The sequence below is a fragment of the Arthrobacter sp. P4_F10 genome (assembly GCF_056401435.1).
In genome coordinates, this window is the sequence record NZ_JBFUJJ010000002.1 from 253,342 (window position 1) to 269,997 (window position 16,656).

At 67.5% G+C, this 16,656-nt stretch carries 12 protein-coding genes; 4 read left to right on the top strand and 8 right to left on the bottom strand.

Annotated features, from left to right (window positions below; genetic code table 11):
• Positions 1 to 422 precede the first annotated feature (422 nt).
• Positions 423 to 2,039, top strand: coding sequence for an HNH endonuclease (locus AC1DR1_RS04075; RefSeq protein ID WP_476992220.1), 1,617 nt, complete (start codon positions 423 to 425; stop codon positions 2,037 to 2,039).
• A 71-nt stretch (positions 2,040 to 2,110) separates the two neighbouring features.
• Here AC1DR1_RS04075 and AC1DR1_RS04080 read toward each other — a convergent pair whose 3' ends face one another.
• Positions 2,111 to 2,983 carry a sulfurtransferase gene (locus tag AC1DR1_RS04080; protein WP_476966382.1) on the bottom strand — a complete coding sequence of 291 codons (873 nt, stop codon included), beginning with the start codon at positions 2,981 to 2,983 and terminating at the stop codon, positions 2,111 to 2,113.
• Positions 2,984 to 3,031: 48 nt separating this feature from the next.
• On the opposite strand from AC1DR1_RS04080, the gene AC1DR1_RS04085 reads away from it, so the two are divergent.
• Positions 3,032 to 4,165 carry a PLP-dependent cysteine synthase family protein gene (locus tag AC1DR1_RS04085; protein ID WP_229995937.1) on the top strand — a complete coding sequence of 378 codons (1,134 nt, stop codon included), beginning with the start codon at positions 3,032 to 3,034 and terminating at the stop codon, positions 4,163 to 4,165.
• A gap of 1 nt (position 4,166) precedes the next feature.
• Here AC1DR1_RS04085 and AC1DR1_RS04090 read toward each other — a convergent pair whose 3' ends face one another.
• Complete coding sequence (locus AC1DR1_RS04090; RefSeq protein ID WP_229995936.1) at positions 4,167 to 4,823, bottom strand: MBL fold metallo-hydrolase; 657 nt, start codon at positions 4,821 to 4,823, stop codon at positions 4,167 to 4,169.
• Between the two features lie 135 nt (positions 4,824 to 4,958).
• Here AC1DR1_RS04090 and AC1DR1_RS04095 point away from each other — a divergent pair, with 135 nt between their 5' ends.
• Positions 4,959 to 5,420 carry a Fur family transcriptional regulator gene (locus AC1DR1_RS04095; protein WP_229995935.1) on the top strand — a complete coding sequence of 154 codons (462 nt, stop codon included), beginning with the start codon at positions 4,959 to 4,961 and terminating at the stop codon, positions 5,418 to 5,420.
• 10 nt (positions 5,421 to 5,430) lie between these two features.
• Here AC1DR1_RS04095 and AC1DR1_RS04100 read toward each other — a convergent pair whose 3' ends face one another.
• The 6 genes from AC1DR1_RS04100 to AC1DR1_RS04125 form a co-directional block, all read right to left on the bottom strand.
• Positions 5,431 to 6,321, bottom strand: a complete 891-nt coding sequence (locus tag AC1DR1_RS04100; protein WP_229995934.1) for a metal ABC transporter permease — start codon at positions 6,319 to 6,321, stop codon at positions 5,431 to 5,433.
• Complete coding sequence (locus AC1DR1_RS04105) at positions 6,322 to 7,137, bottom strand: metal ABC transporter ATP-binding protein (RefSeq protein WP_229995933.1); 816 nt, start codon at positions 7,135 to 7,137, stop codon at positions 6,322 to 6,324.
• 49 nt (positions 7,138 to 7,186) lie between these two features.
• Entirely contained in the window at positions 7,187 to 8,146 is a 960-nt protein-coding gene (locus tag AC1DR1_RS04110; protein WP_229995932.1) for a metal ABC transporter solute-binding protein, Zn/Mn family, read from the bottom strand.
• A 130-nt stretch (positions 8,147 to 8,276) separates the two neighbouring features.
• Positions 8,277 to 9,341 carry a hemolysin family protein gene (locus tag AC1DR1_RS04115; RefSeq protein WP_229995931.1) on the bottom strand — a complete coding sequence of 355 codons (1,065 nt, stop codon included), beginning with the start codon at positions 9,339 to 9,341 and terminating at the stop codon, positions 8,277 to 8,279.
• Positions 9,338 to 10,675, bottom strand: coding sequence for a hemolysin family protein (locus AC1DR1_RS04120; protein WP_229995930.1), 1,338 nt, complete (start codon positions 10,673 to 10,675; stop codon positions 9,338 to 9,340). Before AC1DR1_RS04120 ends, AC1DR1_RS04115 begins: the two co-directional genes overlap by 4 nt.
• A 321-nt stretch (positions 10,676 to 10,996) precedes the next feature.
• Positions 10,997 to 12,493: a GuaB1 family IMP dehydrogenase-related protein gene (locus tag AC1DR1_RS04125; RefSeq protein ID WP_476992221.1), complete on the bottom strand. Its 1,497-nt coding sequence runs from the start codon at positions 12,491 to 12,493 to the stop codon at positions 10,997 to 10,999.
• A gap of 354 nt (positions 12,494 to 12,847) precedes the next feature.
• Between AC1DR1_RS04125 and AC1DR1_RS04130 the strand changes: the two genes are divergently transcribed.
• On the top strand, positions 12,848 to 16,648 hold the full coding sequence (locus AC1DR1_RS04130; protein ID WP_476992222.1) for a multifunctional oxoglutarate decarboxylase/oxoglutarate dehydrogenase thiamine pyrophosphate-binding subunit/dihydrolipoyllysine-residue succinyltransferase subunit: 3,801 nt from the start codon (positions 12,848 to 12,850) through the stop codon (positions 16,646 to 16,648).
• Positions 16,649 to 16,656: the final 8 nt, after the last annotated feature.

Here is a 16,656-nt window from a genome sequence, read left to right on the forward strand (position 1 = left end):
CACGTGCGCCGGAGGCCTTCTACAGCCGCCCTGCGAGCGGCTGCCGTCGCAACTGGCGACCGGTCTATTTTGTCAGACCCCCAAAGGACACTTGAAACATGGACGGCAATCAGGGGCCMGACGTGGCTTCATCAGTGGCAGGGCGCAGTCACGACGACCTCCAGGATTTGCTCGCACTCTGCGCCCGCGTGCTCCGGGACGTGCGTCAGGCCGAGGATCGCGCCGGGATAATCGAACAGTACCGACAGCTTGACGAGTTGCGCTCTGCGATCGACGCATTGCTGACGCGTCTTCAGCTCGACGTTTTCCTGGGCAGCGTTTCGGGAGTGACTTTCGGACCGGGAAGGTCGCCGATGGCTTTCGAAGCGGTGGAACGGCTCCGGCGGACCATAAATGTCATAGCCCGCAGGGACACTTGATTCATGGACGGCAATCAGGGGCCCGAAGTGGTTCCGGCAGACTCGGCACCGGCAAGTTCTGTGACGGTCGCTGCACTGGCCCGGATCCTGGCCTTCCTCCCGGCTCCGGACAGCGCCGCCGCACTGATCGACGAGATCCGGGACCTGGAGGACCTGAAGTCCGCCATGGCAGCCCGGCAGGCCCGGCACGCAGTCGCCTTCGACCTGCTCCAACGCCACGAGCAGACCGCCGCCGGGATCCCGGCCGAGAAACTCGGCGCCGGGGTCGGCGCGCAGGTCGCCCTCGCCCGGCGCGAATCCCCGGCCAGGGGCGGCCGGCTCCTGGGCCTGGCCAAAGCCCTGGTCACCGAAATGCCGCACACCCTCGCCGCGCTGCAGACCGGACAGCTCAACGAATGGCGCGCCACCCTGATCGTGCGCGAAACCGCCTGCCTGGCCGCCGCGGACCGGGCTGTAGTCGACGCGGACCTCGCCGCGGACACCGGCACGTTCGACGGGGTGGGTGACCGGTCCCTGACCGGCCGGGCACGGGCCGCCGCGTACCGGCTCGACCCGCGCTCCGTGACCGAACGCGCCGCGCACGCCGCCACCGAGCGGCACGTCAGCCTCCGCCCGGCCCCGGACACCATGTGCTATCTGACCGCCCTGCTCCCGGTCACCGCCGGCGTCGGCGTCTACACCGCCCTGACCCGGCACGCCGACACCCTCAGGAACAGCGGGGACCAGCGGGGCCGCGGGCAGCTGATGGCCGACACCCTGGTCGAACGCAGCACCGGCACCCCCGGCGGGATCACCGGGGTCGAAATCCAGCTCGTCATGACCGACCGCACCCTCTTCCAGGCCGACGCCGAACCGGCCCGGCTCCCCGGCTACGGCACCGTCCCGGCCGGCTGGGCCCGCAGCCTGATCAACGGCACAGCGGCTAACGACAGCACATTCGGCGTCGGTTCACCCGGACAACATGGTCCAGGGGAACCCGGCGAGTCAACCAGCGGTCCCCCCGAACCCGGCGGCGGCGCGCCCGACCCGGGCACAAGCCCCGGTGGCATAGCCGGCGGTTCCCCGGGACCCGGCAGTCCCTCTAAACCAAGCGGCGCGGACGGGATCGCGGATAACACCGCGTTCGGCGTCTGGGTCCGCCGGCTCTACACCCACCCCGGCACCGGCGGGCTCGTCGCGATGGACTCCCGCGCCCGGATCTTCCCGCCCGGGCTCCGCCGCCTCATCCAGACCCGCGACGACACCTGCCGCACGCCCTACTGCGACGCGCCGATCCGCCACATGGACCACATCATCTCGTGGCACCACGGCGGCCAAACCACCCAGACCAACGGCGCCGGACTCTGCGAAGCCTGCAACCACACCAAAGAAACCCCCGGCTGGACCGCCCGCCCCGCAGCCGATCCCGGATCGGCCTCCGGCAGCGGGGACAGACACAGGCACACCATCGAACTCACCACCCCCACCGGCCACACCTACCACTCCACAGCACCACCCCTGCCCGGAACGCCGCTCCGCCGATCAGCCACGGATCAGCCGGGCTCCCGCCGTCGGCGCCAGCTCCGTCACCAGGCCAAAACTCTGATACACAGCCGGCTCAAAGAAGCGGCCGCAGCCTAGAAATCACAGACTGCCCGAGGGGCTTGGGGCGTTGCTGCTACCCGTGACCTGACCATTGCTCCTGCCGGCGCCTACTGTGAAGCCTCGTCCCCGCCGTAGGGTTCCGGCCCAATGACAACATCGTTGGCGGCTCCGTGACACCACTCCGAAAACGATCCCGGGTACAAGGCAGCGGAAAAGCCGGCGATCTCAAGGGCGGCGATTTCATGGGCCGCTGTCACGCCGGAACCGCAATACACGGCGGTGGGAACGTCTGCCCTGTAGCCGAGCCGCTCGAACCGCTCCCGGAGCTCCGCCGGGGCCAGAAAGCGCCCGTCAGCCTGCAGGTTTCCTGTGGTGGGGGCGCTCACGGCGCCCGGAATATGGCCGGCGCGGGGATCCACGGGTTCGATTTCCCCGCGGTAGCGTTCGGCCGCCCGGGCGTCAAGAAGCAAGCCGCGCCGCCCCCAGGTGGCGGCCTGTCCTGCGTCAATTGCGGGCATGGCGCCGGCGGACAGGGTGACGTTCCCCGGTACGGGCTGTTCGGATCCGGCCGCAAGTTCGAACCCGGCGGCACGCCAGGCGGCCAGGCCGCCGTCGAGCAGGTGAACCTGCCGGAAGCCGGCGTTGCGCAGCATCCACCACAGCCGGGCGGCGGCCATGTTGCCGCTGTCGTCGTAGGCTACGACGGCGTCGGCGTCGTTGATGCCCCAGCGGCGCGCGGACTTCTGGAACTGTTCCAGCGGCGGCAACGGGTGCCTTCCGCGTCGCGGTTCCGCGGGTCCGGCGAGTTCGGTGGCGAGATCCACGAAGGCAGCTCCAGGGATGTGTTCGCGCAGATAGTGGTCGTGACCGTGGGGGTCACCGAGCGCCCAGCGAACGTCGAGGAGCACTGTGCGCTGGCCGGTTCCGCCGGCGCCGTCCAGCCGGTCCTTGAGGGCAGCAGCATCGAGAAGGGTGTCCATTTCCCCACTCTATCTTCGGCGTCCCGCCGCCCCCGGTAGGCTGTAGCGGTGAACACCGCGCACCAGCAGGACCGGGCCTGGGCCGACGAGGCCGTCCGCCGGATCAACGCCGAAAACAACCGCTCTGCCGACACCCACCTGTATTCGGTGCCGCTCCCGGACCACTGGGGCGTGCAGCTGTACCTGAAGGACGAATCCACCCACCGCACGGGCAGCCTCAAGCACCGGCTGGCGCGTTCGCTGTTCCTTTTCGGCCTCGTCAACGGCTGGATCCGGGAAGGCACCACGATCGTTGAGGCGTCCAGCGGCAGCACCGCCGTCTCCGAAGCCTATTTTGCGCAACTGCTCGGTCTGCCCTTCATTGCCGTGATGACCCGGACCACCAGCCGCGAGAAGATCGCCCTGATAGAACAGTTCGGCGGCTCGTGCCACCTGGTGGACCACGCGTCCGAGGTCTACGAAGCGGCCGCGGATCTGGCCAGCAGCACCGGCGGGCACTACATGGACCAGTTCACGTACGCCGAACGTGCCACGGACTGGCGCGGGAACAACAACATCGCCGAGTCGATCTTCGGCCAACTGGCACTGGAGGAGCACCCGGTCCCCCGCTGGGTTGTGGTCGGAGCCGGCACCGGCGGGACCAGCGCCACGATCGGCCGGTACCTGCGGTACCACTGCCACGAGACCAGGCTCGCTGTCGTCGACCCGGAAAATTCCGCGTTTTATCCCGGCTGGCGGAACAGCAGGCCCGACGGCGGAAGTCCCGCTCCCGGGACAGCAACCGGCGGGACAGCTACTGTCGCAACGGCGGCCGGTTTGCCGTCACGCATCGAGGGCATCGGCAGGCCGCGGATGGAGCCGAGTTTTGTGCCCGCCGTGATCGACCACATGATCCAGGTTCCCGACGCTGCGTCGGTGGCGGCCATGCGACACCTGAGGGAACATGCCGGACTGCACGCGGGCCCGTCCACCGGCACCAATCTCTGGGGCGTGTGGCAGCTCATCGCCGGGATGATCGCGGAGGGCCGGCGCGGCAGTGTTGTCTCGCTCATGTGCGACGCCGGGGACCGCTACGCYGGGAACTACTACAACCCGGAGTGGCTGGACGCCCAGGGCCTGGATCCCGAGCCTCACGAGGCCGTGCTGCGCGAGTTCTTCCAAACCGGCGTCTGGCCGGCCTAGGCTAGACCTCCACTGAATCGCCGCTGGAGAGGTGCCGGTACTCTGTGCCGTACTTGGCGCCGATCCGGGTCACATGCCCCTCCACCAGGCCGCGGCCCAGCTCGTTCAGGAGCGCGTCGTGGACAGGGAAGGCCTGCGGGGCGCGGACGCCGATGACGAAGTCCACCACTTCGCCCACCTTGTTCCACGGGGCGTGGATGGGTACAAGCAGCGTCTTGACTTCGACGCCGTCGGGGATCGCGAAGGAGTCCCCCGGGTGGTAGACGTTGCCATCCACCAGGTAGCCGACGTTGGCCACGACGGGGATCTGCGGGTGGATGAGGGCGTGCTGGCCACCATATGTCCTGACCGCGAAGCCGGAGGTTTCAAATTCCTCGCCCGCGGCCGCCGCATGGATGCGGCTCCCGGCGTCGGGCGCCTTGCCGCGAAGCGTAGCGGCCACCGCCTCCGGGGCGAAAAGCTCAAGGTCAGTGTTTGACTGCAACGCCGCGGCGACGGCGTCGACGTCCACATGGTCCGCGTGCTCGTGGGTGATCAGGACTGTATGGGCTCCGGCCAGGGCCCGGTCCGTCTCCGAAAAAGTTCCCGGGTCAAACACCAACACCCGGCCGTCCTGCTCGAGGCGGACACAGGCATGCGTGAATTTGGTCAGCTTCATCCGGCCAGCCTAGGCACCAGCCGCCACAGTGTCCACGGAGCGCTGCTGGCAATCTTGGACGCTGGTAATCTTGGACATTGCCACCACACCTCAGCGAGTCCCACCCGCGCATCCTTTGACGAAGCGAGTTCCACGATGTCCCAAGGCACTACCGCCGGCAGCAGCCGGACTCCGGCCTCGGCACCGGTGCAGGGCAAGGAGCAGCGCGTTACCAAGCAGCGCCTCGCCGTCAGCGCCGCCCTGGACGATCTGGCGGACTTCGTCAGCACCCAGGAACTGCACCGCATCCTCCAGGAGCGTGGCACCGCGGTGTCCCTCGCCACGTCCTACCGGATCCTGCAGTCCCTCGCCGACGACGGGCTGGTGGATGTCCTGCGCAACGCCGACGGCGAAGCGGTCTACCGGCGCTGCGCCGTCACCGGGCACCATCATCACTTGCTGTGCCGCAACTGCGGCAAGGCCGTGGAAGTGGAAGCCCCGGCGGTGGAAGCCTGGGCCGCGCGGATCGCGCGGGAGCACGGATTCACCGCGGTGGAGCACACCGTGGAAATCTTCGGGCTGTGCCCGGAATGCACGGCTTTGACGGCCGGCGAGTAGCCCCGCCGGCTCAGGCCACCGCCGTCGTCGTGGTGCGTACAATCCGGCCGTTCAGCCCCCGCTTGGCCCGGGCGTTGCCGATCATGCGGCAGGCCACATAGATCACGAAGGACAGCGTGGTCACATACGGGCTGATCGGCAGCCGGCCGCCGAGAGCCAGCAGGATGCCTCCGACGGTCGCCGCCATCGCGAAGACGATGCTCAGCGTGACCACCAGCCGGGGCGAGGACGTGACGCGCATGGCGGCCGCCGCGGGCGTGATCAGCAGGGCCAGCACCAGCAGGGCGCCCACAATCTGGATGGACAGCGCCACGCTGATTCCCAGCAGCACCATGAAACCCAGGGCCAGGGCTCGCACCGGCACGCCGCGGGCGGTGGCGACGTCGGGGTCAACACTGGCAAAGGTCAACGGCCGCCAGATGGCGACCAGCGCCAGCATCACCACGACGGCGGCGACCGCCAGGACCTGCAGCTGGACCGTCCCGACCGACACAATCTGTCCGGTGAGCAGGCCGAACTTGTTGGCCGCCCGGCCCTCGTACAGGGACAGGAAGAGGATGCCCAGGCCCAGCCCGAAGGGCATGATGACGCCGATAATCGAGTTCTTGTCCCGGGCACGGACACCCATCACGCCCAGCACCACGGCTGCGATGACCGATCCTGCCAGCGAGCCGAGGATAATGTCCGCGCCAATCAGCAGCGCGAACGCCGCCCCGGCAAAGGACAGCTCCGAGATTCCGTGGACCGCAAAAGCCAGGTCGCGTTTCATCACGAAGGTGCCCATCAGTCCGCCCAGCAGACCGAGGACGGCGCCGGCCCAGATGGAGTTCTGCACCAGGACCAGCAGCTCGGCGTAGTTTTCGAAATTGAAGATTGAATGCAGCAGGTTGCCCAGATCCATTTAGCCCGCCTCCCCTGCGACAGAATGCGCGTCCTCGTGGTGGTGCGTCGCGCCGTCCGGCAGCCCCACAACGATCAGCCGACCATTGGCTTGGATGACTTCAACATGGCTGCCGTACAAGTCTGAGAGCACCTCGGTGGTCATGACCTCAGCGGGGGTGCCCACCCGGAACCGGCCGCCGGCCAGGTAAAGGACCCGGTCCACGTAGTCCATGATCGGGTTGATCTCGTGGGTCACGAACACCACGGCGCTCTCCGACTCACGGCACTGCTTGTTGATCAGTGCGCTGACGCCCTGCTGGTGCTGAAGGTCGAGGGACAGCAACGGCTCGTCGCACAGCAGCACTTTGGGATCCGCCGCGAGGGCCTGGGCCACGCGCAGACGCTGCTGCTCACCGCCGGAGAGCTGCCCCACCGGTACCTTGGCATAGTCGGTGGCGCCCACGAGATCGAGGAGCTCATCGACCTTCCGGTTCACTTTTGCCCCGCCCAGGCGGATACCCCAGCGGTGGCCGTCGACGCCGAGGGCCACGAGGTCGCGGGCGCGCAGGGGCGTATCGGGGTCGAATGATTTCTGCTGGGGCACGTAGCCGATCCGGCGGCTTCCCCGCTCAACGGGATGGCCGTCGAGCACGGCAGTTCCCGTGCTCAGTTCCTGCAGGCCCAGCAGGACCTTCAGGAAGGTGGTCTTGCCGCTGCCGTTGGGACCGAGCACGGCAAAGAATTCACCCGGGTTGATGTCCAGGTCCAGGCCCTCCCACAGTGTCCGTTGGCCGAACGCCAGGGAGGCGCCGCGGAGGCTCACTACCGGTGTCAAATGGGGTTTCCTCGATTTTCCGCGGAGACGGCTGCTCCCGCTGTTGCGATCATCCTAGGGCCCTGCCGATGCTCTCCACATTCCCGGTCATCCACTGCAGGTAGGACTGGCCGTCCGGGAGGGTTTCGCTGAAGTTCACTACCGGGACGCCCGCGGTCTCGGCGGCCTTTTTCAGCGCCACCGTCTGCGGTCCCTCGGTCTGGGTATTATAGGCCAGCAGCCGGACGCCCCGGGATGCCACGAGATCGACGGCGGCCTTGAGCACTGCGGGCGGGACATCGGCGTCTTCCTCGATCGCCGCCGTGTACTCGGCCGGGGTCTCGTTCTCCAGTCCGGCGTCCTCAAGCAGGTACAGGGGTACGGGCTCGGTGACGGCCACGGGCACATGGCCCGCCGAGGACTTGATCGCGGCGAGCCTGGTTTCCAGGCCTCCGAGAGAGTCCTTGAAGGCTGCCGCGTTGGTCCGGAACGTCTGCGCCGAGGCCGGTTCCAGCGCGCCCAGCTTGTCCGCGACGGCGTCCGCGAGGCGGGACATGGCCGGCAGGCTGTACCAGACGTGCTCGTTCAACCCGGTGTGCTCGTGGGTGTGGCCGGCGGAGTCGGGGCTCGCCGCTGCCGGGCTTTCGGTGGCGAGGCCCGAGACGTCCACGGCATTGATGATGTTGCCGGGCTCCAGCCCCGTGTCGGTTGCCAGCGTGTCGATGAAGGCGTCGTATCCCCCGCCGTTCTCCACGACGAGCTCGGCCTTGGAGACGGCCAGCTTGTCCTGGGTGGTGGCCTCGTAGGAGTGCGGGTCCTGGCTGGTGCGGTTGATGATCGAGCTGACCCGGACCTTGTCGCCGCCGATGCTGGAGACAATGTCGCCGTACACGCTGGTGGAGGCGACGACGTCGACCACGCCGTCGCCGGCGGTCCCCCGCGAACTGCCCGCCGTCGGGCTGCACGCGGTGAGCAGGAGGCCTAAGCCGGCGAGACCTGCCAGCATGGCTCGGGCAGCGGGACGACGCACGGGAACCTCGGATCTGTTATTGAGAATCAGGAGCAATAGCAACAGCCCGAGTGTATCCCTAAATAGGAATCATTCCTATTTAGGGATACACGGCATGCCGTACTGCCGCCCGCCCGCTAGTGGCAACGCGCTACTGGTCTTGGCCCAGCCTGCGGTAGCCGGTGGCCTGCGTCGCGTCCCGGATTTCACCGACGAGCTGCTCGATCACGTCCTCCAGGAACAGCACCCCCTGGGTCAGCCCGTCGGGGCCGATCACGCGGGCAAGATGCGAGCCCGTGCGCTGCATGACGGACATGGCCTTCTCGATTTCGTCGTCCATGGCGAGGTTCGCCAGCGACCGGATGCGGCTTTCCGCAATGGGCTCCCGGTATCGGTCGTCCGGGATGGTCAGCACGTCCTTGATGTGGAGGTACCCGGCAAGCATGCCGTCGTCATCGAGCATGGGGAAGCGCGAAAACCCTGTCCGGCTCACTGCTTTTTCGAACTGCGCCGGTGTGGTGGCGGCCTTGAGCATGACGAGCTTTCCCAGCGGGACCATGACGGTGGATGCCGTGTGTTCAGAGAACTCCAGCGCACCGGTGATGAGACCGGCGTCGTCGTCCACGAGCCCGTGGCGGGTGGATTCCTGCACGATGGACTGCACTTCTTCAAGGGTGAAGGAGGAGGTGACCTCATCCTTCGGCTCAATCCGCATCAGCTTCAGGATGTGGTTTGCTGACCAGTTAAGCGCGGCAATGACGGGCTTGACCATTCGCGCGATGAACATCAGCGGCGGCGCCAGCAGCAGCGCCGCCTTGTCCGCCACTGACACGGAGATGTTCTTGGGCACCATCTCGCCGAACGTGACATGCAGGAACGTCACCACCAGCAGTGCGACGGCGAAGGCCACAATGTCGGCGACCCCCACCGGGACGCCCAGCGCTTCCAGCGGCACCGCCAGGAGGTGGTGGATCGCCGGCTCGGCCACCAGCAGGATCAGCAGCGAGCAGACCGTGATGCCGAGCTGGGCGCAGGCCAGCATGAGGGAGACGCTTTCCATGGCCCGCAGGGTGGTCTGCGCGCGCTTGGAGCCGGCCTCGGCCAGCGGTTCGATCTGGCTCCGGCGGGCGGACATGACGGCAAATTCGGCTGCCACGAAGAAGGCATTGCCCACCAGCAGGAAGGCGAGCCACAGGATTCCTGCCCAGTCGCTCATGCGGCATCTGCCTGGCTGGCGGGCTGACCGTCGCCTGGTACCCGGGTGGGACGGAAACAGATCCGGTCGATGCGGCGGCCGTCCATGCGGGTCACGCTGAGTGTCCCGCCGGCGACGTCGACTGTGTCGCCGACTGCAGCGATGCGGCCGAGCTGGCTCATGACGTAGCCTCCCACCGTTTCGTAGGCAGCCTCGTCGGGTACGGTCAGGCCCGGGATCTGTTCGGAGAGCTCATCGGGCCGGAGCAGTCCGGGAAAATACCAGTCCCCCGAGGCGCTCTGAAGCAGCCCGGGCCGGACCTTGTCATGTTCATCGGCCACTTCCCCGACGATTTCCTCCACGAGGTCTTCAAGGGTGGCGACGCCGGCCGTTCCGCCGTATTCGTCCAGGACGACGGCCAGTTGCAGGTTGCCTTCACGCAGTTCGGCCAGCAGTGCGTCCAAATGGATGGTTTCGGGCACCCGCAGAACATCGGTCATGATGGCTCCGACCTGCAGTTTGGCGCGTTTGCCGGAGGGCACGGCAATGGCTTTCTTGATGTGGACTACGCCGCGGATGTCATCGAAGGAATCGCCGATCACGGGGAAGCGGGAGTAGCCGGTGCGCTTGGCGGCCTCGACGATGTCCGAGACCGGCTGGTCGGCGTCGATGGTCTCCACCCGGATACGGGGCGTCATGACGTCCGCCGCCGTCTGCCCTGAGAACTTCAGGGTCCGGGCGATGAAGTTGGCGGTTCCGGCGTCGAGCGTGCCCATGGCCGCGGAGCGGCGCACGAGTGAGGCCAGTTCGGCCGGCGTGCGGGCACCGGAGATTTCCTCCTTGGCCTCCAGGCCAAAGATGTTGAGAACCTTGTTGGAGAAACCGTTGAGCACCACGATTGCGGGCTTGAAGATGGCGGTGAACACCAGCTGTGGCCGGGCGACGGCCTTGCCGATCGGGAACGACAGCGCGATGGCCATGTTTTTGGGCACCAGCTCGCCGATCAGCATGGAGAGCAGGGTGGCGAGCCCCATCGCGAGGACCAGCGACAAGGAAACAGCCGCCGCCGGCGGGACGCCGAGCGCGGTGAGGGGGCCTTGGAGCAGCGCACCGACCGAGGGTTCCATGACGTAGCCGGTCAGCAGCGTGGTCATGGTGATGCCCAGCTGGCAGCTGGAGAGCTGGGTGGAAAGTGACTTGAGGCATTTGAGCAGGGGCTCGGCGGCGGTGTCGCCGGTGTCCACGGCGCGCTGCACGGTGGCCTGGTCCAAGGCGACCAGGGAAAATTCCACGGCAACAAAGAACCCGGTGCCGAGGATGAGCAGGAGGCCTGCTGCAAGGAGTAGCCATTCCATCTCAGCGGCCCGCTTCCGCAGCAGCGGCACATGGCAGGGACCGCTGCAGGGACCGTAAATGCTGGAAGGGTCTGCCCGGCGGAGGATGGTCGGCGGCGGCCGACCCTGTTTCCTGGAAAGCTCCGGTGTGGCGTGTGGCCGGAGAATGATGGGCACGTGAACGGGGTTTGCCGGCTCTGCGGGTGGACTGCGCGGGAACGGTTTCCGTTCTCCGCTGACAGCCCCCAGGCCGGCACCTAGATTTACTGTCCATAAGAATTTCAGTCTACAGGAGCGGCCGCCGCCAGCCCCCGCCCGCCCGCGTCACCGGCCGCGCCGGACTCACCAGCTCTGCGGGACGGGCCGGCCTTCCTCGTACCCGGCCGCGGACTGGATGCCGGCCACGGCACGCTCCCGGAAAGCGGCGAGATCGGCGGCGCCTGCGTAGCTCATGGAACTGCGCAGGCCGGCGGTGATCATGTCCAGCAGATCCTCGACGCCGGGCCGCGCCGCGTCCACGTACATGCGGGACGTGGAGATGCCTTCCTCGAACAGGGCCTTGCGGTCCTTTTCAAACGCGCCCTCGCGCTGGTTGCGGTTCTGCACCGCCCGGGCGGACGCCATGCCGAAGCTCTCCTTGTACTGCCGGCCGGCGGCGTCGAGCTGCAGGTCCCCGGGGCTTTCGTGGGTGCCGGCAAACCAGGAGCCGATCATGACCTGGCTGGCCCCGGCGGCCAGGGCCAGGGCGACGTCGCGCGGGTAGCGGACCCCGCCGTCGGCCCACACCCGGCCGCCGGCTTCCCGCGCCGCGGCGGAACATTCGAGGACGGCGCTGAACTGCGGGCGGCCCACGGCGGTCATCATGCGCGTTGTGCACATGGCGCCCGGACCTACGCCGACCTTGACGATGTCCGCCCCGGCCTCGATGAGCTCACGGGTGGCCTCGCCGGTGACGACGTTGCCGGCGACCACCGGCACGCCGGGGTTGAGTCCCTTCACGGCAGCCAGGGCGTCGAACATTTTCTGCTGGTGCCCGTGCGCGGTATCGAGGACCAGCACGTTCACGCCGGCCGCCAGCAGCTCGGCGGCCCGCCCGGCCACGTCACCGTTGATGCCGACGGCGGCAGCCACCTTGAGTTTGCCCTCGTCGTCCAGGGACGGCCGGTAGAGCGTGGAGCGCAGGGCGCCCTTGCGGGTGAGCACACCGGCCAGGACTCCGTCCTGCTGCACGGGTGCGTAGTCTGTCCCCGCAGCATCCATCGCCTCAAAGGCGCGGCGAAGGGCCTTCACCGAACCGGCAGCATCCGCCGGGACCGCCGCCGGTCCGCCGCCAAACGATCCGGCATCCAGCAACCCGGCGTCCAGCACCAGCGGCTGGTGGCGGATGACGGAGGCCAGCGACGCGAAACGGTCCTGGCCCTCGCAGTCGGCGGCCCGGACAACACCGGCGACAGCGCCGGCCTCATCCACCACCACGACGGCGCCGTGCGGCCGCTTGCCCATCAGGTGGAGGGCATCAATCACGGTGTCCGTGGGCGCGAGCGTGACGGGGGTCTCCAGGACCGGGTGGCGCCCCTTGATCCAGGCCGTGACATCCCGGATGATATCGAGCGGCACGTCCTGCGGCAGGACTCCAAGGCCGCCGCGGCGGGCCATGGTCTCGGCCATCCGCTTCCCCGTCACCGCCGTCATGTTCGCCGCCACCAGCGGAATCGCCGAGCCGGTCCCGTCATCGGCGGCGAGATCGACGTCCAGGCGCGAGATGACATCCGACCGCGACGGCACCAGGAAGAGGTCGGAGTAAGTCAGATCGGTGGTGGGCTCATTCAGGAAACGCACGGCTGCTCCTTATGCTGGCACCCCCAGCTGGCGCCGTCGGCGCCGAAGGGGTTCTTCTTTGATTCTAGGGCGGTTCCCGGCGGGACCGGCACCGCGTCCGGCCCTGTGTAGGGCACCGTCTAAGGCACAGTGCAAGGCACCGCGTCGGGGCCGATTCTGCACCGCTTCTTCACTCCAATTCAGTGGCTGCGGGGACGGATCATGATTTGAGTCACGCTTATTGGCGGTTTGGCAAGAATCCTCACTAGACTGGCATGGGTCTGGGTTCACTGGACGCAGAGACTGGCTCAATCGTTGTGCCGATGCACCGTGGAAGCCAGAGGGAATCAAACTCATGGAAGAGGCGTATTTCAAGTGCCAGAGCAGCCTAGCCACCGTCTACCAGAGGAATTTGGCGGAAACGAGTGGCTCGTTGACGAACTGTACGAGCGTTACCAGCAGGACAAGAACACGGTCGACTCTAAGTGGTGGCCCTTGTTCGAATCCTTCGAAGCTAGTGACGCCTCTTCCGCCAACGGAACGTCCGGCACCGCGACAGCTGTGCATCCTGCCACCCGTGAACTTCCCGTCGTAGCGCCTGCTGCCGCTCCGGCAGCACCTGCGCCGGCCGCGCCCGCTGCCCCCGCAGCTCCCGCCGCGGCTGCGCCCGCACCGGCTGCCAAGAAAGCCCCGGCCACCGTCGCCCGGGACGGCGCCAGGACTTCCGACGCCGGCGCCGGCACCGCGCCGATCCCGGCGCAGCTGCCCAAGAACCTCAGGGCCCCGACGGCGCCCGAAGAGGACGTCGTCTCGGTCCTGCGCGGCCCGGCCAAGGCCATCGCGTCGAACATGGTCACCAGCCTGGAAGTTCCGACGGCCACGAGCGTCCGCGCCATCCCGGCGAAGCTGCTGATCGACAACCGAGTGGTCATCAACTCCAACCTGGCGCGCGCCCGCGGCGGCAAGGTCTCCTTCACGCACCTGATCGGCTACGCCGTCATCCGGGCCCTGTCCCAGTTCCCGTCGATGAACGTCTACTACGACGAGGTCGACGGCAAGCCCGTGGCTGTCCAGCCGGCGCACGTAAACTTCGGCATCGCGATCGACATGCCCAAGCCGGACGGCACCCGCCTGCTCATGGTCCCGAACATCAAGAAGGCGGAGACCCTCAACTTCTCCGAGTTCTGGCACACCTACGAGGACCTGATCAAGCGCGCCCGCAACGGCAAGCTGACCGCGGACGACCACTCCGGCACCACCGTGTCCCTGACCAACCCCGGCGGCATCGGCACCGTCCACTCGGTACCCCGTCTGTCCAAGGGCCAGGCCGCCATCATCGGCGTCGGCGCACTGGACTACCCGGCCGAGTTCCAGGGTGCCAGCGAGAAGATCATCGCGCACAACGCGATCAGCAAGGTCCTCACGCTGACCTCCACCTATGACCACCGCGTCATCCAGGGTGCCGGCAGCGGCGAGTTCCTCAAGCTCGTGCACCAGCTCCTGCTCGGTGCGCAGAATTTCTACGACGAGATCTTCGAGTCCCTGCGCATCCMCTACGAGCCCGTGCGCTGGAGCCCGGACCTGCAGGTGGACCCGGCCGACGAGATCAACAAGGTCGCCCGGATCCAGCAGCTGATCCACGCCTACCGCGTGCGCGGCCACCTCATGGCGGACACCGATCCGCTCGAGTACGTCCAGCGCAAGCACCCGGACCTCGACGTCCTGACCTACGGCCTGACCTTGTGGGACCTGGACCGCGAGTGGCCCACGGGCGGCTTCGGCGGCAAGCCGATGCTCAAGTTCCGCGACATCCTCGGCGTCCTCCGCGACGCCTACTGCCGCACCGCCGGCATCGAATACATGCACATCCAGGACCCCGCCGAGCGCAAGTGGTTCCAGGACCAGCTGGAGCACGCCTACTCGAAGCCGAGCCGCGACGAGCAGCTGCGCATCGTCTCCAAGCTCAACGCCGCCGAGGCCTTTGAGACCTTCCTGCAGACGAAGTTCGTCGGCCAGAAGCGCTTCTCGCTCGAAGGCGGCGAGTCCCTGATTCCGCTGCTGGACGCGATCATCTCCGACGCCGCCGACGACGAACTCGACGAAGTGGCGATCGGCATGGCCCACCGCGGCCGGCTCAACGTGCTGACCAACATCGCGGGCAAGACCTACGCCCAGGTCTTCCGCGAATTCGAAGGCACCCAGGACCCGCGCTCCGTGCAGGGCTCCGGCGACGTCAAGTACCACCTCGGCACCGAGGGCACCTTCACCTCGGACAACGGCAAGGAGACCAAGGTCTACCTCGCCGCGAACCCGTCCCACCTCGAGGCCGTGGACTCCGTCCTCGAAGGCATCGTCCGCGCCAAGCAGGACCGCCTCGACCAGGGCGAGGCGTTCCCCGTCCTGCCGATCATGGTGCACGGCGACGCCGCCTTCGCCGGTCAGGGTGTTGTCGCGGAAACGCTCAACCTCTCCCAGCTGCGCGGCTACCGCACCGGCGGCACCATCCACATCGTGGTCAACAACCAGGTCGGCTTCACCACCGCGCCGTCCTCCTCGCGTTCCTCCACCTACTCCACGGACGTCGCCAAGATGATCCAGGCGCCGGTGTTCCACGTGAACGGCGACGACCCGGAGGCCGTGGTCCGCATCGGGCAGCTTGCCTACGAGTTCCGTCAGCGTTTCCACAAGGACGTTGTCATCGACATGGTGTGCTACCGGCGCCGCGGCCACAATGAGGGCGACGACCCCTCGATGACCCAGCCGCTGATGTACAACCTGATCGAAGCCAAGCGCTCGGTCCGCAAGCTGTACACCGAATCACTGATCGGCCGCGGTGACATCACCGAGGAAGAAGCCGAGCAGCTGCTGCGCGACTACCAGGAACGCCTGGAGCGCGTCTTCGCCGAAACCCACGCGGCCCAGACGTCCCCGATCCCGATCATCACGGCCGATTCCGCCGCGGTGTCCGATCTCGAACGCCCCATGGCCCAGCAGTCCGATTCCGGTGTCAGCGCCCCGGTCTCCACCGCGATCTCTGCGGAGACCCTGGCCCGCATCGGCAAGGCCCACACCGACATCCCCGAGGGCTTCACCGTCCACGCCAAGCTCAAGCAGCTGCTGGAGAAGCGTGAAGCGATGTCCCGTGAAGGCGGCATCGACTGGGGCTTCGGTGAACTTGCCGCGTTCGGCTCGCTCATCATGGAGGGCGTTCCCGTCCGGCTCGCCGGCCAGGACTCACGCCGCGGCACGTTCGTGCAGCGGCACGCCGTCTTCCACGACCGTGCCAACGGCGACGAATGGCTGCCCCTGTCCCACCTGTCGGATGACCAGGCGAAGCTGTGGATCTACGACTCCCTGCTCTCCGAATACGCCGCCATGGGCTTCGAATACGGGTACTCCGTGGAGCGCCCGGACGCCCTGGTGCTCTGGGAGGCGCAGTTCGGTGACTTCGTCAACGGCGCGCAGACCATCATCGATGAGTTCATCTCCTCCGCCGAGCAGAAATGGGGCCAGCGGTCCTCGCTGGTTCTTATGCTGCCGCACGGCTACGAGGGCCAGGGACCGGACCACTCCTCCGCCCGCATCGAGCGGTTCCTGCAGATGTGCGCTGAAGAGAACATGATCGTGGCCAACCCCACGACGTCGGCCTCGCACTTCCACCTGCTGCGCCGCCAGGCCTACAGCAGGCCGCGCAAGCCGCTCATCATCTTCACGCCGAAGCAGCTGCTCCGCCTGAAGGCCGCGGCGTCCTCCGTGGAGGACTTCACCACCGGCTCGTTCCGCCCGGTCATTCCGGAGCACGCCGAGCTGCAGGCCGACGCCGTCGAACGCGTGCTGCTGGTTTCCGGACGCCTGTACTACGATCTGCTGTCCACCCGGCAGAAGACCGAGAACAAGACCACGGCGATCGTGCGCGTCGAGCAGCTCTACCCGCTGCCGGCCGCCGAAATCGCCGCGGAGCTGGCCAAGTACCCGAACGCCGAAGTCGTCTGGGCGCAGGACGAACCGGCCAACCAGGGTCCGTGGCCGTTCATCGGCCTGAACCTGCCCGATGCCCTGGACCGCCGGGTCCGCCTCATCTCCCGCCCCGCCTCGGCCTCCACCGCGGCAGGGTCGATGAAGCGCCACTCGGCAGAGCAGGACAGCTTGCTCAAGCAGGCATTTGCACGTAAATAGCGTCATTG

Bases quoted from the DNA above. Each gene is read 5' to 3' on its own strand.
- AC1DR1_RS04120 (WP_229995930.1), bottom strand. From the start codon at position 10,675: ATGGAATGGCTACTCCTTGCAGCAGGCCTCCTGCTCATCCTCGGCACC.
- AC1DR1_RS04075 (WP_476992220.1), top strand. From the start codon at position 423: ATGGACGGCAATCAGGGGCCCGAAGTGGTTCCGGCAGACTCGGCACCG.
- AC1DR1_RS04100 (WP_229995934.1), bottom strand. From the start codon at position 6,321: ATGGATCTGGGCAACCTGCTGCATTCAATCTTCAATTTCGAAAACTAC.
- AC1DR1_RS04095 (WP_229995935.1), top strand. From the start codon at position 4,959: ATGTCCCAAGGCACTACCGCCGGCAGCAGCCGGACTCCGGCCTCGGCA.
- AC1DR1_RS04115 (WP_229995931.1), bottom strand. From the start codon at position 9,341: ATGAGCGACTGGGCAGGAATCCTGTGGCTCGCCTTCCTGCTGGTGGGC.
- AC1DR1_RS04090 (WP_229995936.1), bottom strand. From the start codon at position 4,823: ATGAAGCTGACCAAATTCACGCATGCCTGTGTCCGCCTCGAGCAGGAC.
- AC1DR1_RS04080 (WP_476966382.1), bottom strand. From the start codon at position 2,983: ATGGACACCCTTCTCGATGCTGCTGCCCTCAAGGACCGGCTGGACGGC.